At 71.0% G+C, this 16,687-nt stretch carries 20 protein-coding genes, 1 tRNA gene and 1 riboswitch; of the genes, 9 read left to right on the plus strand and 12 right to left on the minus strand.

Going from position 1 to position 16,687, the window contains the following annotated elements; translation table 11 throughout:
- Window positions 1-91: 91 nt before the first annotated feature.
- A complete protein-coding gene (locus DEJ09_RS15165) occupies window positions 92-526 on the minus strand; it encodes a MarR family winged helix-turn-helix transcriptional regulator (protein WP_204166160.1) in 435 nt (144 codons plus the stop codon).
- A gap of 55 nt (window positions 527-581) precedes the next feature.
- Window positions 582-1,037, minus strand: a complete 456-nt coding sequence (locus DEJ09_RS15170; RefSeq protein ID WP_111089133.1) for a MarR family winged helix-turn-helix transcriptional regulator — start codon at window positions 1,035-1,037, stop codon at window positions 582-584.
- A gap of 75 nt (window positions 1,038-1,112) precedes the next feature.
- Here DEJ09_RS15170 and DEJ09_RS15175 point away from each other — a divergent pair, with 75 nt between their 5' ends.
- Window positions 1,113-1,985 (plus strand): NAD(P)H-binding protein, encoded by an 873-nt coding sequence (locus tag DEJ09_RS15175; RefSeq protein ID WP_111089134.1) that lies wholly within the window; start codon window positions 1,113-1,115, stop codon window positions 1,983-1,985.
- Window positions 1,986-2,028: 43 nt separating this feature from the next.
- Here the strand turns inward: DEJ09_RS15175 and DEJ09_RS15180 are convergent, their stop codons facing one another.
- Complete coding sequence (locus tag DEJ09_RS15180) at window positions 2,029-2,502, minus strand: DUF2017 family protein (protein WP_111089135.1); 474 nt, start codon at window positions 2,500-2,502, stop codon at window positions 2,029-2,031.
- On the minus strand, window positions 2,499-2,804 hold the full coding sequence (gene clpS, locus DEJ09_RS15185; protein ID WP_071404706.1) for an ATP-dependent Clp protease adapter ClpS: 306 nt from the start codon (window positions 2,802-2,804) through the stop codon (window positions 2,499-2,501). Before clpS ends, DEJ09_RS15180 begins: the two co-directional genes overlap by 4 nt.
- Window positions 2,805-2,842: 38 nt before the next feature.
- A riboswitch (ZMP/ZTP riboswitch) is annotated at window positions 2,843-2,927 on the plus strand.
- Window positions 2,928-3,023: 96 nt separating this feature from the next.
- Here clpS and glyA point away from each other — a divergent pair.
- From glyA to DEJ09_RS15200, 3 genes are all read left to right on the plus strand, one after another.
- On the plus strand, window positions 3,024-4,301 hold the full coding sequence (glyA, locus tag DEJ09_RS15190) for a serine hydroxymethyltransferase (protein ID WP_111089154.1): 1,278 nt from the start codon (window positions 3,024-3,026) through the stop codon (window positions 4,299-4,301).
- Window positions 4,298-5,233 carry a tetrahydrofolate dehydrogenase/cyclohydrolase catalytic domain-containing protein gene (locus DEJ09_RS15195; protein ID WP_071404707.1) on the plus strand — a complete coding sequence of 312 codons (936 nt, stop codon included), beginning with the start codon at window positions 4,298-4,300 and terminating at the stop codon, window positions 5,231-5,233. Before glyA ends, DEJ09_RS15195 begins: the two co-directional genes overlap by 4 nt.
- 107 nt (window positions 5,234-5,340) lie before the next feature.
- The gene (locus DEJ09_RS15200) at window positions 5,341-5,790 is read left to right on the plus strand and encodes a hypothetical protein (RefSeq protein WP_111089136.1); all 450 of its coding nucleotides are present in this window, start codon (window positions 5,341-5,343) and stop codon (window positions 5,788-5,790) included.
- 138 nt (window positions 5,791-5,928) lie between these two features.
- Here the strand turns inward: DEJ09_RS15200 and galK are convergent, their stop codons facing one another.
- Both galK and galT read right to left on the minus strand, forming a co-directional pair.
- On the minus strand, window positions 5,929-7,068 hold the full coding sequence (galK, locus tag DEJ09_RS15205; protein ID WP_111089137.1) for a galactokinase: 1,140 nt from the start codon (window positions 7,066-7,068) through the stop codon (window positions 5,929-5,931).
- On the minus strand, window positions 7,065-8,162 hold the full coding sequence (galT, locus tag DEJ09_RS15210) for a galactose-1-phosphate uridylyltransferase (protein WP_027466639.1): 1,098 nt from the start codon (window positions 8,160-8,162) through the stop codon (window positions 7,065-7,067). Before galT ends, galK begins: the two co-directional genes overlap by 4 nt.
- Window positions 8,163-8,226: 64 nt before the next feature.
- Here galT and DEJ09_RS15215 point away from each other — a divergent pair, with 64 nt between their 5' ends.
- Both DEJ09_RS15215 and DEJ09_RS15220 read left to right on the plus strand, forming a co-directional pair.
- Window positions 8,227-9,081, plus strand: a complete 855-nt coding sequence (locus DEJ09_RS15215) for a DeoR/GlpR family DNA-binding transcription regulator (RefSeq protein WP_110863128.1) — start codon at window positions 8,227-8,229, stop codon at window positions 9,079-9,081.
- Window positions 9,078-10,010, plus strand: a complete 933-nt coding sequence (locus tag DEJ09_RS15220; RefSeq protein ID WP_111089138.1) for an aldose 1-epimerase family protein — start codon at window positions 9,078-9,080, stop codon at window positions 10,008-10,010. Before DEJ09_RS15215 ends, DEJ09_RS15220 begins: the two co-directional genes overlap by 4 nt.
- A gap of 87 nt (window positions 10,011-10,097) precedes the next feature.
- Here DEJ09_RS15220 and DEJ09_RS15225 read toward each other — a convergent pair whose 3' ends face one another.
- The 4 genes from DEJ09_RS15225 to DEJ09_RS17965 all read right to left on the minus strand — a co-directional run bounded on the left by DEJ09_RS15225 (window position 10,098) and on the right by DEJ09_RS17965 (window position 11,808).
- Complete coding sequence (locus DEJ09_RS15225) at window positions 10,098-10,418, minus strand: hypothetical protein (protein WP_027466636.1); 321 nt, start codon at window positions 10,416-10,418, stop codon at window positions 10,098-10,100.
- Between the two features lie 176 nt (window positions 10,419-10,594).
- Window positions 10,595-11,431, minus strand: coding sequence for an SGNH/GDSL hydrolase family protein (locus DEJ09_RS15230; protein ID WP_181433379.1), 837 nt, complete (start codon window positions 11,429-11,431; stop codon window positions 10,595-10,597).
- A gap of 89 nt (window positions 11,432-11,520) precedes the next feature.
- Window positions 11,521-11,593: transfer RNA gene (locus DEJ09_RS15235), tRNA-Lys, on the minus strand.
- A gap of 53 nt (window positions 11,594-11,646) precedes the next feature.
- Window positions 11,647-11,808 (minus strand): hypothetical protein, encoded by a 162-nt coding sequence (locus DEJ09_RS17965; RefSeq protein WP_017888098.1) that lies wholly within the window; start codon window positions 11,806-11,808, stop codon window positions 11,647-11,649.
- Between the two features lie 127 nt (window positions 11,809-11,935).
- Between DEJ09_RS17965 and DEJ09_RS15240 the strand changes: the two genes are divergently transcribed.
- The 3 genes from DEJ09_RS15240 to DEJ09_RS15250 all read left to right on the plus strand — a co-directional run bounded on the left by DEJ09_RS15240 (window position 11,936) and on the right by DEJ09_RS15250 (window position 14,580).
- Window positions 11,936-12,565, plus strand: coding sequence for a hypothetical protein (locus tag DEJ09_RS15240; RefSeq protein WP_027466634.1), 630 nt, complete (start codon window positions 11,936-11,938; stop codon window positions 12,563-12,565).
- Window positions 12,566-13,108: 543 nt separating this feature from the next.
- Entirely contained in the window at window positions 13,109-13,708 is a 600-nt protein-coding gene (gene sigK / locus DEJ09_RS15245; RefSeq protein WP_027466633.1) for an ECF RNA polymerase sigma factor SigK, read from the plus strand.
- Window positions 13,705-14,580: an anti-sigma factor domain-containing protein gene (locus DEJ09_RS15250; protein WP_111047020.1), complete on the plus strand. Its 876-nt coding sequence runs from the start codon at window positions 13,705-13,707 to the stop codon at window positions 14,578-14,580. Before sigK ends, DEJ09_RS15250 begins: the two co-directional genes overlap by 4 nt.
- 184 nt (window positions 14,581-14,764) lie before the next feature.
- Here DEJ09_RS15250 and pstB read toward each other — a convergent pair whose 3' ends face one another.
- The gene (gene pstB, locus DEJ09_RS15255; protein WP_027466631.1) at window positions 14,765-15,544 is read right to left on the minus strand and encodes a phosphate ABC transporter ATP-binding protein PstB; all 780 of its coding nucleotides are present in this window, start codon (window positions 15,542-15,544) and stop codon (window positions 14,765-14,767) included.
- A 49-nt stretch (window positions 15,545-15,593) separates the two neighbouring features.
- Window positions 15,594-16,679, minus strand: a complete 1,086-nt coding sequence (gene pstA / locus DEJ09_RS15260) for a phosphate ABC transporter permease PstA (protein WP_111024123.1) — start codon at window positions 16,677-16,679, stop codon at window positions 15,594-15,596.
- Window positions 16,680-16,687 lie beyond the last annotated feature (8 nt).

Consider the following 16,687-nt stretch of genomic DNA (forward strand, 5'->3'; position numbering starts at 1 on the left):
GCCGAAGCCGCTGCCCGTGGTCGTGTCGGGGGTCGTGGTGGTGGACGTGAGAGTGCTTCTTCCGGTTGCAGGACTGGGCGAGGGGTGCGGGTCAGGGATCGACGATCGGCCCGAGCAGGTCCATCGCCCGCGCGACGACGCGGCGGTCCGTCTCGGGCAGGGTCGCGAGCCGCTCGGCGAGCTCGCGGTTCCGCGCGGCCCAGGCGGTCTGGCGCGCGTCCCGACCGGCCGCCGTCGCGCTGACGATCGATCGCCGGCCGTCCGTCGGGTCTGCCTGCCGCTCGGCCAGGCCGAGGTCGACCAGGGCCTGGACGGTCGCGCCCATCGACTGCGGTCGGACACCCTCGGCTCGGGCCAGGTCGGCGATGGTGGCCGGCCCGTGCCGCAGCAGGCGTCCGAGAGCGGCGGTCTGCGACGCCGTGACGTCGTCCGACTTCGAGGCCAGCAACGACCGCCGCAGTCGTCCGTGCATCGTCAGCACGGCGTCGGCCAGGTCGGTCGGGTCGGTCTCCGGTGCGTCGGTCACGCCCGGAGGCTAGTCCGTCATCAGCCCACCTTGCAAGTTTGCCTTCTGATATCGCTCAGGGAACGGCGGACCCGTCGTCGCCCGCGTCCGGCTCGAGCAGCGGGAGCAGGGTCGCCGAGACCGGTTCCGCACCGTCGCCGAACCACGCGTTGCTCGCCCGGACGATCGGATGGGCGCGTGCCAGCAGCGCCTCGCCCTGGTCGGTCAGCTGCATCCGGGAGGCCCGTCCCCGGCCCGGTGCAGCACCCCGCTCCACGAGTCCCCGCGTCGAGAGCCCCCCGACGAGCGTCGTCATGCTCTGCGGTCGGACGCCGACCGCCCGCGCCAGGTCGGCCTGGCTGAGCTCGCCCGCCGCCGCGAGCTGGATGAGCGCCCCGAACTCCACGGGCGTCAACCCGAGCGGCGCCAGCTCGGCCGCGAGCCGGCGGGAGAGCGTCCGTGCGGCCCGGATCACCGTCCACGCCACGATGCCGTCGACGTCGTCGCGCGGGGCTGGGAGTTCCTGGGGCACGGGGTGATCGTACCGGCGTACGTTCTGGTATCAGAAAACTGATACCAGAACGGGTCAGCGGGACGAGGAGCAGACATGGGCGAGATCGTGGCGGTCACCGGCGTGACCGGGGACGTCGGGGGCAAGACTGCGGAGCTGCTGCGGGCGGCCGGGGTGACGGTGCGTGCCGTGGTCCGACGGCCCGAACAGGTCGACGCGCTCCGGGCGCGGGGCATCGACGGACGTCTGGCCGACCTGGACGACGAGGACGCGCTCACCGCGGCGCTCGAGGGGGTCGACCGGTTCTTCCTCGTGACGCCGGTCAGCCAGCGGCAGCGCGAGCAGGGCACCACCGGGGTCCGTGCGGCGCAGCGTGCAGGGATCGGCCGGATCGTGCAGCTGTCGGGCGGGGACGCCGCCGAGCACTCCCCGATGTCGTGGGCGAGCGCCGCCTGGCACATCGACCGGCTGGTGCGCGAGAGCGGGCTGGCGTGGACGATCCTGCATCCTTCGTCGTTCATGACGAACGTGCAGCCCTCGGCGCCGGCGATCCGACGGGGGTGGTTCCCGCACACCACGGGCCGCGGGGTGATCGGCTGGATCGACACCGAGGACATCGCCCGGACCGCCGCCCGGGTGCTGATGGAGGACGGCCACGACGGCACCGAACCGGTGCTCACCGGCCCGGACCTGCTCGACGCGCGCGGTGTCGCCGCCGCGCTCGCCACCGGGCTCGGCCGACCCGTGCGCGCCCTGCACCTGCCGAGCCGGGTCTACGCCGGTGTGTTGCGCCTGAGCGGCGTGCCCGCGTGGCAGGCCGAGGGGCTCCGGCAACAGTTCGGCCGGGTCGTCCGCCGCGGCCTCGACGGCGTCGACGTGATGAGCGACGACGTCCGACGCATCACCGGCACCGCACCCCGGAGCCTGGCCGACTGGGCGCGAGCCCACCGCGACGACCTGCTGGGGTGACCCGCCGCACCGGAGGTGATCCGAGCCTCCAGGCCGTGGGCCGTCAGCGCGACGTGAGCGTGACGACCAGGTGTTCCTGCACGTAGCCGAGCCAGTCGTAGACGTCGCGTAGGCCGACGCCCGCGTCGGCCTCGACCGAGCGTTCCTCGTCGTCGGCGTCCTCGATGCCCAGCCGGTCGGCGATCGTCAGCCGCAGGTCGGTGAGGGTGCGGAGCCACGCCTGCTCGTCCTCGGCGTCGAGCGAACCGTCGCGGGTACCCGTCAGCCAGTCGTGCACGATCGAGGCGTTCGTCGTCTTCTGCGTGAGCAGGTCGGACTCCGTGTACTTCCGGAACTCCGCGCTCGCCGCGTCGTCGCCGGGGTAGGCGTCCGGGAACATCCGTTCGCTGATCGGGTCGGTGGATAGGTCACCGCCGAGCACCTGCTGCAGCTGCTCGGTGAGCGAGGCGAGCAGGTCGCGCTCGCCGGAGGACAGGCCGAGGTGGACGCCGTCGGCGCGGCGGACGAACGGGATCACGCTTCGGGGGCCTTGTCGACGGTCGCCTGCAGCCCGTAGCCGTGCATGGACTGCACGTGGGCCTCCATCGACTCACGCGGGCCCGTCGCCACGATCGCCCGACCGTCGTCGTTGACCTGGTGCATGAGCCGCTCGGCCTGCTCGCGTGAGAACCCGAAGTGCCGCTGGAAGACGTAGGTGACGTACGACATCAGGTTCACCGGGTCGTCCCACACCACCGTGACCCACGGGGTGTCCGCCCGCGCACTGGTCCGTTCGTCCGTGGTGGTCCGTTCGTCCACGTCGGGCGAGAGCAGCGTCATGCATCCAGGGTGACACAGGGTGCGGTGGCTCGGTACGATCGTCAGGTCGCGACTGGCGTTGGATGGGTCACCATCGGGGAGCGACAAAGACACGGTGCGCGGCCGTACGCCTGGGCTGCACCGACCGACCGTCCGAGTGCGACCAGCTGGTCGTCCGCACACCGTAGGAGTCCCGTGTCCATTGCCGATCTGCCCCCGTTCGTCTCCGACTCGGCCGAGGTGGCCGAGCAGGCCGCCGCACGCGCCGCCTTCAACGCCCCGCTCGCCGAGGTCGATCCCGAGATCGCCGCCGTCCTGCAGCAGGAGCTCGGCCGCCAGCGCGACACCCTCGAGATGATCGCGTCCGAGAACTTCGTGCCGCGCGCCGTGCTCGAGTCGCAGGGTTCCGTGCTCACCAACAAGTACGCCGAGGGCTACCCGGGCAAGCGCTACTACGGCGGCTGCGAGTACGTCGACGTCGCCGAGCAGCTCGCCATCGACCGTGCCAAGGCGCTCTTCGGTGCCGAGTACGCGAACGTGCAGCCGCACTCCGGTGCCACGGCCAACGCGGCCGTCCTGCACGCCATCGCCTCGGCCGGCGACACCATCCTCGGCCTCGAGCTCGCGCACGGCGGTCACCTGACCCACGGCATGAAGCTCAACTTCTCGGGCCGCATCTACAACGCCGTGGCGTACGGCGTCGACCCGGAGACGTTCCTGGTCGACTACGACGACATCCGCGCCAAGGCCATCGAGCACCAGCCGAAGGTCCTGATCGCCGGCTGGTCCGCCTACCCGCGCCAGCTCGACTTCGCGAAGTTCCGCGAGATCGCGGACGAGGTCGGCGCGAAGCTCTGGGTCGACATGGCGCACTTCGCCGGCCTCGTCGCCGCCGGGCTGCACCCGTCCCCGGTGCCGCACGCCCACGTCGTCTCGTCGACGGTCCACAAGACCCTCGGCGGCCCCCGCTCGGGCATCATCCTGTCGAACGACGAGACCCTGTTCAAGAAGCTGAACTCCGCGGTCTTCCCGGGCCAGCAGGGCGGCCCGCTCATGCACGTGATCGCCGCGAAGGCCACCGCGTTCCTGCTCGCCGGCACCCCGGAGTTCAAGGACCGTCAGGAGCGCACCATCCGCGGCGCCCAGGCCCTCGCCGCCCGTCTGACCGCTGACGACGCCAAGGCCGCGGGCATCGACGTGCTCACCGGCGGCACCGACGTGCACCTGGTGCTCGTCGACCTGCGCGCGTCCGAGGTCGACGGCAAGCAGGCCGAAGACCTGCTGCACGAGGTCGGCATCACCGTGAACCGCAACTCCGTGCCGTTCGACCCGCGCCCGCCGATGGTCACCTCGGGTGTCCGCATCGGCACCTCGGCGCTGGCGACCCGCGGCTTCGGCGACGCCGAGTTCACCGAGGTGGCCGACATCATCGCGCTGACCCTCATGCCGAACCCGGACGTCGCAGCGCTCTCGGCCCGCGTGAAGGTCCTGACCGACGCGTTCCCGCTCTACGCGTGAGCGGTTCGGTCAGCGCGGCGCTCCCGCGCGAGCTCTGGGCCGGTGAAGGGAGTGCCGTCCGCATCGACGGCACGGCCCTCGCCGCCCGGACGCTCGACGAACTCCGGGGCCGGATCGACCGCCTGCACGAGCACGGCATCCGTCCGGGCCTCGGCACGATCATGGTCGGCTCGAACCCCGGCTCGATGTCCTACGTCGCGGGCAAGCACCGCGACTCGGCGTCGATCGGGCTCGACTCGCACCGCATCGACCTGCCCGAGACGGCGTCCGCTGCCGACATCCGGGCCGCGATCCTGCAGATGAACGACGACCCCCGGGTCACCGCGTTCATCGTGCAGCTCCCGCTGCCGCAGGGCATCGACCCGACGCCGATGCTCGAGCTGATGGACCCGTCGAAGGACGCCGACGGCCTGCACCCGACGAACCTCGGCGAGCTCGTGCTCGCCGTGCCCGGTGGTGCCGGCACGATCGACGCACCGCTGCCCTGCACCCCGCGGGGCATCGTCGCGATGCTCGACGCGTACGAGATCCCGATCCGCGGCGCACACGTCACGATCATCGGGCAGGGGCTGACCGTCGGACGGCCGCTCGGCCTGCTGCTCACGCGGCTCGAGGCGACCGCGACCCTGACCCACTCGCTGACCGCCGACGTCGCCGCGGAGTGCCGTCGCGCCGACATCATCGTCGCCGCAGCCGGGGTCGCCGGGCTCGTCAAGCCGGACTGGGTCCAGCCCGGAGCCGCCGTCATCGACGTGGGGATCACCCGCGTGGTCAACGAGGAGACCGGCAAGGCGAAGCTGCACGGCGACGTCGACCCCGCGGTCGCGTCGGTCGCGGGCTTCCTGTCGCCGACCCCCGGTGGCGTCGGGCCGATGACCCGCGCGATGCTCATGAAGAACGTCGTCGAGGCCGCCGAGCGCCAGCTGTCGTAGCGCGCGGGGTCGCGCGTGCCGATGGTGTGCAGCAATGGTCGGGTGGCGTCGTCGCACCCGACCATTGCTGCTCACGAAGTGCGGCCCGCCGGTGCTACGGTCGCGGCATGGGGGACGAACGACTGCAGACGGCGCCGGTGATGCGAGCCCGGCCCGAGCCGTCGCAACTGACCAAGGACGCCCGGTGGCTGGTCGTCATCGTGGTGCTCTGCGCGCTGTTCCAGGCTCCGGGGTCGACCTGGTCGATGACACTCGCGCACGCCGGCCAGGAGTACACGTTCACGTCGGGCCCCTGGTTCGGGTGGACGCTCGCGACGGTGGGGTTCGCGGTCGCCGGGTTCGTCGTCGCGATCGCCCGCCGTGGTGCAGCCCGGTTCGACGAGCACACCGTGATGGGCCTGACCCTGGCCGCCGTGCTCGGGACCACCGCCGTGGTGTGGTTGCTCATGCCGGCGCAGACTGCGTGGGTGGAGTGGGCCGTGGAGCACGGTCGGACGCACCCGTTCGTGCTCGGGAACGTGGTGGAGTACGTCCGGTACGCGGACTACCTCGGCTGAGTCGGCGCGGGCGCGGCCGGGCGCTGCCGTTCTTTCGCGCTGAGCGACAGTCCACGGGCTGATCGCCGCGTGAACTGTCGCTGAGCGCGAAACGTCGAGCGCGCGAGCGGCTGAGCGCGCACGCGCGCGCTGCACCCGTCAGTCGCGCCGGGCGCCCTGCGCGGCGTGCACCGTGAACACGTTCGGCTCGCGGAACCCGGCGTCGGCGAAGGCGACGGTGACGGCGGCGGTGATCGCCCCGCGTGACTCCTGGTCGACCAGCGCGATCGCCGCACCGCCGAACCCACCACCGGTCATGCGCGCACCGACGGCACCCTGCTCGACCGCGGTCGCGACGGCCAGATCGAGCTCCGGCACGGAGATCTCGAAGTCGTCGCGCATCGACTCGTGCGACGCGACGAGCAGGGAACCGATCGCCCGGGGGCCCTGTTCGCGCAGCGTGCGGACGGTGTCGAGGACGCGCTGGTCCTCGGTCACGATGTGCCGTACGCGGCGGAAGGTCTCGTCGTCCAGGAGCTCCTGCGCACGAGGCAGGTCCTCGACGCTGACGTCACGCAAGACCTCGACACCGAGCACCCGCGCACCCTTCTCGCACGAGGCCCGACGAGCCGCGTAGCCACCGGTCGCGTGGGCGTGCTCGACGCGGGTGTCGATCACCAGGACCTCGAGCCCGTTCGCCTCGAGCGCCAGGTCGACGACGGCGGTGTCGAGCGTGCGGCAGTCGAGGAACACGACGGCGTCCTGCTCGCCGAGCAGCGAGGCGGACTGGTCCATGATCCCGGTGGGGGCACCGACGGCGTGGTTCTCCGAGTACTGCCCGACGCGCGCCAGGGTCTTCCGGTCGAGGCCGAGTTCCCACAGGTCGTTGAAGGCCAGCGCGACACCGCATTCGATCGCCGCACTGGACGACAGGCCCGCACCGACCGGCACGTCGGACTCGATGAAGACGTCGAACCCGGTCTTGTCGTCCAGATCGGCACCGGCCTGCTCGCGCAGGGCCCAGGCGATCCCGAAGACGTAGGCCGACCAACCGTCCATGGCCTCGGGCGACAGGTCGTCGAGGGACAGCGCCATCGGCTCGCTCGAGGCGTCGAAGGCGGAGGCGACGCGGATCGTCCGGTCGTCACGCTGCGCGATGGAGGCGGTGGTGCGACGGTCGATCGCGAAGGGCAGCACGTAGCCGTCGTTGTAGTCGGTGTGCTCACCGATCAGGTTGACGCGACCCGGGGCGGAGTACCGCACCGTCGGCTCGTACCCGTAGACCTGCTGGAACGTCATGCGCGCTCGACTCCCTGTCGGATGAACTCGGCCGCCTTCTCGGGCACGAGGTCCCCGATCCAGGCGCCCATGGCGGCTTCGCTGCCGGCCAGGAACTTCAACTTGTCCGCCGCACGTCGCGGCGAGGTGATCTGCAGCATCAGCCGCACGGTGTCGCGGGCGGTGTGCACCGGTGCCTGGTGCCACGCGGCGATGTACGGCGTCGGGTCGCCGTAGAGCGCGTCGAGCCCACGCGTGAGCCGGAGGTGCATGTGGGCCAGCTCGTCCTTCTCGGCGTCGGTCAGGCCCGCGAAGTCGGGGACGTGGCGGTGCGGCAGCATGTGGATCTCGATGGGCCAGCGCGCGGCGAACGGGACGAAGGCGGTGAAGTGCTCGCCAGCGAGGACGACCCGCTCGGAACCCCGCTCGTTCGCGAGGTGCTGCTCGAACAGGTCCGGACCGAACCGTTCGATGCTCGCGAGCAGGCGCTGGGTGCGCGGTGTGATGTACGGGTACGAGTAGATCTGCCCGTGCGGGTGGTGCAGCGTGACGCCGATCGCCTCGCCCCGGTTCTCGAAGGGGAACACCTGCTGGATGCCCGGCATCGCGGAGAGTGCGGCGGTACGGTCGGCCCAGGCTTCGACGACGGTGCGGGCACGCGACTCGGAGATGGAGGCGAAGGACCCGGAGGTCTCGGGCGAGAAGCACACGACCTCACACCGGCCGACCGAGCGGAGCTGGCGGTTCAGGCCGACGTCGCTCAGGGACTCGAGCGACTCGGGAGCGTCGTCGGCTTCGAGCAGCGGGCCGAACGACGGCGAGCGGTTCTCGAACACGGCGACGTCGTAGCGGCTCGGGATCTCGGACGGGTTGGCCGGGCTCTGGGGCGCGAGCGGGTCCTGGTCGGCCGGCGGCAGGAACACCCGGTTCTGCCGGGACGCCGCGATCGAGACCCACTCGCCCGTCAGGACGTCCTGCCGCATCCGCGCCGTCTCGGGCCGCGGGTCGAGCACGCGCTCGTCGATGCTGCGTTCTGCGGGCAGCGTCGAGTCGGCGTCATCGAAGTAGAAGAGGTCGCGGCCGTCCGCGAGCTTCGTCACGCGCTTGGTGATCACCGGAACAGCCTAGCGCCCATCCGAAGCGTTGCGAAAGACATCGGAAGCAAGCGAAACTGTCCACATGACGGACGCCGACCTCTCCTTCCTCGCCGGCGCGCTGCCCGCGCCCCTGCGGCAGGACCGCATCGTCGCGATCGTCGACGGCGCCCCCGGCATGGTCCGGACGGCCGCGTTGGCCGCGTCCCTCGGCACCAGTGAGGTGACGGTCCGCCAGGACCTCGCCGTCCTCGACCAGGAGGCCCGGATCCGGCGGGTGCACGGAGGCGCGGTCCGCCTCGGGGCCGGGTCCACCGAGCGCCCCTTCGAGGAGACCGCCGTCGAGCACCAGGTGGCCAAGGCCGCCATCGGCCGTGCGGCCGCTGCGCTGGTCCGCCCGGGGGAGTGCGTCGTCCTCGACGTCGGCACCACGCCGGCCGCCGTCGCCGAGGCCCTCGTGGCGCGCACCGAGCTCACCGGCGTCACGGTCGTCACGAACTCCCTCACCACGGCGCTCGCGCTCGAGCGAGCTGTCCCGCGCTTCACCGTGATCGTCACCGGCGGCACCCTCCGGCCCCTGCAGCACTCGCTCGTCGCCCCCTTCAACGGCGCGGTCCTGCCGATGATCGCCGCGGACCTCGTGTTCCTCGGCGGGACCGGACTCGACGTCGACCACGGCCTGACGAACGTGAACCTGCCCGAGACCGAGGCCAAGCGGATGCTCGCGGCGACGGCCCGGCGTACGGTCGTGGTCGCGGACGGGTCGAAGTTCGGCCGGGCCCACATCGGGGTCGTCCGCGCGCTCGAGGACATCGACGTCGTCGTCACCGCCGAGGCCGACGCTGCCGCGGTCGCCACGATCCGGGCGGCCGGGGCCCAGGTGATCGTCGCCGACGGCGAGCAGCACACCGAACCAGCCGGAAGGAAGAACACCCCATGACCGCAGCACCCACGGGTGGCCAGTACCGCCTCCACCACGCCGGACCCGACGGGGTCGTCGAAGCCGTGGTCACCGAGGTCGCCGCGGGCATCCGCGAACTCCGCGTCGCCGGCTTCGACATCACCGAGCCGTTCCCCGTGACCGAGCAGCCGCCGGGGGCGAACGGCATCGTCCTGGCGCCCTGGCCGAACCGCGTCGCCGGTGGTGTGTGGGAGCTCGACGGCAAGCGGCAGCAGCTCGACGTCTCGGAGCCGAAGTACGGCAACGCGTCGCACGGACTGCTCCGGTTCGCCCCGTACCGGGTGGTGTCGCAGACCGAGACGTCGATCCAGCAGGAAGCGACGATCCACCCGCAGCACGGGTGGCCCTTCACCCTCGAGACGCGCGTGCTGCACGAACTCGTCGACGACGGCATCCGTGTCACGCACGAGGTCACGAACCGTTCGGGCGTGCGCGCACCCTTCGCTGTCGGCGCGCACCCGTACCTGCGTGCCGGTGACACCCCCGCCGACGACCTGGTCGTCACGCTCGACGCCGCGACCGCCTTCACCGTCGACGAGCAGAAGGTCCCGAACGGTTCGGTGCCGGTCGAGGGCACGCCGTACGACCTGCGCCAGGGGCGACGTGCCGGGGACTCGGACCTCGACACCGCCTACACGGACGTCACCCCCGACGCCGACGGGATCCGCCACACGACGATGCACGGGCCGGAGGGCGACGGGGTCGAGCTCTGGCAGGACGCCTCGTTCCCCTACGTGCAGGTCTTCACCTCGCGCGAGTACCCGCGGGGCGACGGGAAGGGCCTCGCCGTCGCGGTCGAACCGATGACGGCGCCCGCGAACGCCCTGAACTCGGGCGAGGGCCTGCGCTGGCTCGAGCCGGACGAGACCTGGACCGGTTCGTGGGGGATCCGCCGCGTCTGGTCCTGAGGACTCCGGTCGGCGCCACCACCGACACGAAGAAGGCCCCGCCGGGTGTCCGGCGGGGCCTTCTGTGTTCGTGTCGGACGCCGGGCGTCAGCCGCGGCGCATCCGGAGTGCCTCGACCGCGAGGGACTCGGTCGCGTACCGGCCGACCTCGTGCGCCCACGCCGGGTCGTCGCCACGGAGCGCGATGAAGTCCTTGCGCTGCCGGCAGACGTAGCCGAGCACGGCGGTGGCCGTCGCGACCTCGATGAAGTCCTTGCGGATGTGGCGGGTCGTGACCTGGGCGTTGCGGCGGAGCGTGTCGAGCAGGAGCTCGTTGCTCATCGTCGTGTTGGTCGCTGCTGCGAGCTCGACGATGCGGCGCGCGTCACCGGTGGTGCTGGTCTGCGTGGCTTCGATGGGCTCGATCACGGTGTACCCCGTTCGTTCGTGATGGTGCTGTGCTGCAGGATCCGGTGATCGGATCCGGGAACGACACTATCGGCGGCAGCCCAACAATCCGCTGAGGGCGGGCTGTGGTGGGCAGGGGATCTCCCATGAGCCCGCTGGGGACGGGTTGTACCCCGTTCGGGAGCAGACGGCGTCCCTCAGACGCAGCGGGCGCTGCCGACGGGTCCGCCGAGGGCGTCGAGGGACTCGCTGACGCGGTCCGCCAGGTACTGGTAGCCGGCGTCGTTCGGGTGGCCGCCGTCGACGGCGGAGTACCCTGGGCTGTTGCTCGACGTGAACCACCTGCCGGCGAGGGCGTCGATGTACGGCACACCGGCGGCGGCGGCACCCGCGGAGACCGACGCGGCAACGCCGACGGTCGAGTTCGCCCACGGCAGCGGTGCTGACGGGCCGAGCGCGACGACGACGGCGTCCGGCCAGGTCTGCTGCGCCGTGCGGAGGGTCCGCTCCACCGTGGCGCGGAGGGTGTCCGAGTCGACGAGCCAATCGTTCTGGCTTCCCTGCACGATCACGAGCTGGGGGTCGAACGCAGCGTGCCGCTCGAGGCGTGGCCCGTACGTGTAGTGCGACGAACCGGTCCGACCGGTGTCGACGTAGCCGGTGCCCGGGTACCCGTCGATCTTGGCCGTCCACCCACGGTCCTCGCTGAGGTCCTGCGCCCAACCGCGGAGTCCGCTGGCCGAGCCCCGACCCGAGGTGTACGAGTCACCCACGATCAGGACGCGTGACCCGGGCTCGATCGCCGCGGCGACGCGATCGGCCGAGACGCCGGGGGCAGCGACGGCCGAGGCCGAGGTCGACGAGGACACCGGCTGGCAGGCACTCGAGACGCTCGGCAGGATCAGCAGGAGTCCGGAGACCCCGAGTGCCATCGCGCCGAGGGCGAGGGCCGGTACCAGCTTCCGGCGGCGTCGACGCATCGTCGCCGGGCCGGTGGGGGTGCCCGGCCGCTCGCGCTGCGATCGTCGGCCCATCGAGGACATTCTAGACAGGAGCTAGTGGGTGGGCCCCGTGGGGCTCGAACCCACGACCCTCGGATGAAAAGCCGGCGTTCAGGAAGGTGTGGGCCCCGTGGGGCTCGAACCCACGACCCTCGGATTAAAAGTCCGGTGCTCTACCAACTGAGCTAGAGGCCCTCACCCGCAAGGCTAGCGGGTGAGGGCCTCCGGGACGGAACCGTCTGACCGGGTCAGCCCCGGCGTCCGGTGAGCGTCCGCAGCAGCCACGCGATGACCGCGATGATCAGCAGCACGATGCCGACGTAGAGCAGGAACTTGAGGCTCGCAGCGAAACCGCCGACGAACAGCAGGATGACTGCGATCACAGCCAGGATGATGAGCAGGGCGTTCATGGATGGTCCTCTCCTTCACGTGCAGGGAGGAGCGCCTCCCTGCCGCAACACGGTACGCGTGGCGCAGCGGTTGCGTTCTGGGCGAACGGGACGCGGGCGTGTCACCGGCCGCGCCTACACTGCTGCGGTGCCTCGCGATCACCACCGTCCCGTCCACTTCACCGACGCCGAGTTCGCCGCCATCCAGGGCGGTGAGGACCCGGCGCTCGTGAACCGTGTCGCGCACGAGACCGCGAACGCCCTGCTGCACCGGGTGCGCGAGGACCCGGACCCGGCCGTGGTCGAGCGGCTCGTCACCTACACCGACGTGCACGGCATCGACGCCATCGCGGAACTGTGGGCACGGGTCGGGGCACACACCCTGCCGGGGGCGCTCTGGCGGGTGTACCTGGTGCGCATCGTCATCCGGCAGAACCCGGAGGAGATCGCGTACCTGTTCGAGCGGGGCACGGCGCAGATCGGCACGATCGACCAGGCGGTCGCGGGTGCCGAGGAACCGACGGGCCCGGCGGAGATCCTGACGCTCGCCGACCGCATCCTGCACGGCCTGTACACGGGCGACCTCGCGGTGGCGCTCGACCGCGGGGCGTCGTTCTGCCGTCTGACCGCCGCCGGCGCGACCGCCGTGGCGGACGAGTCCGACCTGGTGGCGTCCGAGCGCGCGAGCGAACTCACGACGCGGGCGCTCCGCCTGACGGAGCTGGCGGCCGACCTGACCGAGGCTGCGGCGCTCTGGCGCCGCGACAGCCTGGACTGAACGAGCGGCGGGGCGGACCCGCACCGGGCCTCCAGGCCAGGGCCGCGCAGCAGCGCGATGCCGCGCCAGGCCAAGGGCCGCGCAGCAGAAAACCCGGACGCGACCGCGTCCGGGCACAAAAAGACCGGGCCGCAGAAGCGCCTCTCGGCGCGAGGCCGCTCGAAGCGGCGAATTTTGGAGCCCGGGGCTTGCTGCGGCCCGGCGAGACCAAGTCTACGAGACGTCGGCTGATCCCTCGACCCTGTTCACTCATGGTGGACAGAACCGGCCCCGGGCGTGCCCGCGCGCACCCCTGTGCAGGCCCGCCGCGCCCATCCCGCCGAGAAATCCCGACCCCCATCCAATCCACAGCGGGGACGGCACCGAATCATCTGCGTGACGGACGGAATGCCCGTCACGAAGCGAGAGGCCCGGTGTGACCCGGACCGGCACCGCCGGTCAATTCCCTGTGGGTCACGCCGGCCCCTCGTCTCGACCGCCCATGCGGAGGCTTCGTGCTACCCGCCTGGTCAACGAAAGCAACCGAGAGGAGGGAAACCTGCAATGCTTGCCCTCGTGGATAGCGACACCGAACGCTGGAGCTCGTCAGAGCCAGCTCAGGCATCGCCGGACGACCTCCTCGCCCGGGTCGCCGCCGGTGACCAAGCCGCCTTCGCGGACCTCTACGACGCACTCTCCGGTCGGGTCCTCGGTCTGATCACGCGCCTCCTCCGGGACCGCGCGCAGTCGGAAGAGGTCACACAGGAGGTCTTCCTGGAGGTCTGGCAGCAGGCCACCCGCTTCGACCGGAAGCGTGGGACGGCCGCCAGCTGGGTCCTCACCATGGCCCACCGCCGAGCGGTCGACCGGGTCCGTGCCTCGCAGTCGTCGCACGACCGCGACACCAAGATCGGCATCCGCGACCTCGAGGCCGGTTTCGACCAGGTCTCCGAGTCCGTCGAGATCCGCATCGAGCACGAGCGCGTCGGCCGAGCGCTGGCGAAACTCACCGAGTTCCAGCGGCAGGCCGTGCAACTCGCGTACTACGGCGGCTACTCGCACAGCGAGATGGCCGAACACCTCGGTGTCCCCATCGGCACCGTCAAGACCCGTCTCCGTGACGGGATGATCCGACTCCGAGACGAGATGGGGGTGACCTCATGACCGAACGCCACGACGACCCCGCACTGATGACGGGTTCCCACGCACTCGACGCGCTGTCCGACGACGAGCGCGCGCTCCTCGAGGACGCCCTCCGGACGTCCCCCGAGCTGCAGGCCGAGAACGACTCGCTGCGCGAGACCGCGCTGCAGCTCGCCTACGCCGTCGCACCGATCGAGCCCCCCGCGTCGCTGAAGGCGTCGCTGCTGGCCCGGATCGCGACGACCCCCCAGGCCGCGCCCCTCGCCGACAGGACGGTCGACCAGACTCCGGTCGCCGAGACCACCTCCGTCCAGGAGGCCCGTCCCGAGCCCGCCAGGCACGTCGCCTCGATCGCCGACGGCCCCACCGCCGGTGGCCGGGCATCGTCCGAGGCCCGCCGCCGCTGGTTCCAGCGTCCGGCGGTCATGCTGACGGCCGCAGCTGCCGTCGCCGCGGTCTTCTTCGGCGGACTCGGCGTCGGGTCGATCTTCGACCCGAACGGCTCCGGCACCGGCACCACGCAGGCCTCGAGCGGCCTCGACCGCATCTACGCCGCCTCGGACTTCCAGCGCACGACGACCAAGGTCGCGGGCGGCGGTTCGGCGACGGTCGTGTGGTCGAACGACCTCGGCAAGTCCGCGGTGATCCTCGACGGTGTCGAGCAGGCGCCGAAGGGCAAGACGTACGAGCTCTGGTACATCGGCTCCGAGGAGCAGGGCGGCACCATCAAGTCGGCCGGCCTGGTCGACGGTGCGGCTGACGGTGTGCACTCCGCCGTGCTCAAGGGCGCGATGTCCGAGGGCGCGACGATCGGGATGACGGTCGAGCCCGAGGGCGGTTCCGAGCAGCCGACCACCTCGCCGATCATGGCGGTCCCCACCACCACGGCCTGACGCCTCGGGCGGTCCTGCTGGACTGCCACCGACGCAGAACGACGAAGCCGCTGTCACACGACAGCGGCTTCGTCGTTCTTCGTCCGCACGGCTCTCCGGCGCAACCACGAAGGCCCGGTGCGCGTCCGTGGCGGACGTGCACCGGGCCTCCAGGCCGTCCGTCAGTGCGACGGACGGATGCCGATCAACCGAAGCGGCCCGAGACGTAGTCCTCGGTGGCCTGCACGGACGGGTTCGAGAACATCGTCGCGGTGTCGTCGAACTCGATGAGCTTGCCGGGGGCGCCGGTGCCGGCGATGTTGAAGAACGCCGTCTTGTCGCTGACGCGCGACGCCTGCTGCATGTTGTGGGTCACGATCACGATCGTGAACTCCTTCTTGAGCTCCTCGATCAGATCCTCGATGGCGAGGGTCGAGATCGGGTCGAGGGCCGAGCAGGGCTCGTCCATCAGGAGCACGTCCGGCTCGACCGCGATCGCGCGGGCGATGCAGAGACGCTGCTGCTGCCCACCGGACAGACCCATGCCGGGCTTGTCGAGGCGGTCCTTGACCTCGTTCCACAGGTTCGCACCCTGCAGCGAGCGCTCGACGATGTCGTCGGCCTCGGAGCGGGAGACGCGCTTGTTGTTGAGCTTCACGCCCGCCAGCACGTTGTCGCGGATCGACATCGTGGGGAACGGGTTCGGACGCTGGAAGACCATGCCGACCTGACGACGGACGAGTACGGGGTCGACGCCGGCGCCGTACAGGTCGTCGCCGTCGATCTTGACCGAGCCCTCGACCCATGCGCCGGGGATGACCTCGTGCATGCGGTTCAGGGTGCGGAGGAAGGTGGACTTGCCGCAGCCCGACGGGCCGATGAAGGCCGTGACGGTGCGGGGCTCGATGGTGATGTCGACACCCTCGACCGCCTTGAACTTCGAGTAGTAGACGTTGAGGCCGTCGACCTCGATGCGCTTGGACACGTTGATCCTTCTGGGTGGGTGGTGTCGCTGGTTCCGCGGGGGCGGAGGGTCAGCGGCTGAGCTTGGGGGCGAAGAGACGGGTGATGAACCGGGCGAGCAGGTTGAGCAGCATCACGATCAGGATGAGCACGAGGGCCGCGGTCCAGGCCCGGTCGACGAACGGCACCGGGTTGGCGCCCTGCTGCGAGTACTGCGTGTACGCGTACACCGGCAGGGTCATCATCGGGTCACGGAACAGGTTGTAGTTCATGCTCGCGGTGAAGCCGGCCGTGACGAGCAGCGGGGCGGTCTCACCGATGACGCGGGCGATCGAGAGCATCACGCCGGTGGTGATGCCGGCGAGGCTGGTGGGGAGCACGACCTTGAGGATCGTGAGGTACTTCGGCACCCCGAGGGCGTACGAGGCCTCGCGGAGTTCCATCGGGACGATCTTCAGCACCTCTTCGGTGGAGCGCACGACGATCGGGATCATCAGCACCGACAGGGCGACGGAGCCGACCAGGCCGAAGCGGGCACCCGGGCCGAGGAACAGCGCGAAGAGCGCGTAGGCGAACAGACCGGCGACGATCGACGGGATGCCCGTCATGACGTCGACGAAGAACGTGATGCCCTTCGCCAGTGCGCCGCGCCCGTACTCGACCAGGTAGATCGAGGTGAGCAGGCCGATCGGCACCGAGATGAGCGCCGCGAACAGCGTGATCTCGAGCGTGCCGATGAGGGCGTGGACCGCGCCGCCGCCCTCGGAGATGACCCCGCGCATCGAGTACGAGAAGAAGTTCGCGTCGAAGCGGGCGACGCCCTTGGCGATGACCGTCCAGAGCAGCGACACCAGCGGCAGGACCGCGATGACGAACGCCGTGATGACGAGCGAGGTGACCAGACGGTCGACCGCCTTGCGGCCACCCTCGACGATGCGCGAGATGACGACGATGAGGACGTCGAACAGGACCGTGCCGAGGAAGATCGCGGCGACGACGTTGAAGTCCTTGACGGCGCCACCGGCGTTGAGCAGGGCGAAGACCAGGACGAGGGCGACCCAGCTGCCGACGAGGAGCAGCCACGGGACGGAGGCGTGCAGCTTGCCGTTGGCGTAGACGTTGCCGGCGGTGCCGGTCTGACGGAGCGCGAGGGACATCGGGTGCG

It is taken from the genome of Curtobacterium sp. MCLR17_055 (assembly GCF_003234305.1).
Lineage (GTDB): Bacteria > Actinomycetota > Actinomycetes > Actinomycetales > Microbacteriaceae > Curtobacterium > Curtobacterium flaccumfaciens.

Coding starts and splice junctions, on each gene's coding strand:
- DEJ09_RS15215 (WP_110863128.1), top strand. CDS start 8,227: ATGACGGACGCCGACCTCTCCTTCCTCGCCGGCGCGCTGCCCGCGCCC.
- DEJ09_RS15230 (WP_181433379.1), bottom strand. CDS start 11,431: ATGGGCCGACGATCGCAGCGCGAGCGGCCGGGCACCCCCACCGGCCCG.
- pstA (WP_111024123.1), bottom strand. CDS start 16,679: ATGTCCCTCGCGCTCCGTCAGACCGGCACCGCCGGCAACGTCTACGCC.
- DEJ09_RS15200 (WP_111089136.1), top strand. CDS start 5,341: ATGGGGGACGAACGACTGCAGACGGCGCCGGTGATGCGAGCCCGGCCC.
- DEJ09_RS17965 (WP_017888098.1), bottom strand. CDS start 11,808: ATGAACGCCCTGCTCATCATCCTGGCTGTGATCGCAGTCATCCTGCTG.
- clpS (WP_071404706.1), bottom strand. CDS start 2,804: ATGACGCTGCTCTCGCCCGACGTGGACGAACGGACCACCACGGACGAA.
- galK (WP_111089137.1), bottom strand. CDS start 7,068: ATGACGTTCCAGCAGGTCTACGGGTACGAGCCGACGGTGCGGTACTCC.
- DEJ09_RS15250 (WP_111047020.1), top strand. CDS start 13,705: ATGACCGAACGCCACGACGACCCCGCACTGATGACGGGTTCCCACGCA.
- sigK (WP_027466633.1), top strand. CDS start 13,109: ATGCTTGCCCTCGTGGATAGCGACACCGAACGCTGGAGCTCGTCAGAG.
- DEJ09_RS15175 (WP_111089134.1), top strand. CDS start 1,113: ATGGGCGAGATCGTGGCGGTCACCGGCGTGACCGGGGACGTCGGGGGC.
- DEJ09_RS15220 (WP_111089138.1), top strand. CDS start 9,078: ATGACCGCAGCACCCACGGGTGGCCAGTACCGCCTCCACCACGCCGGA.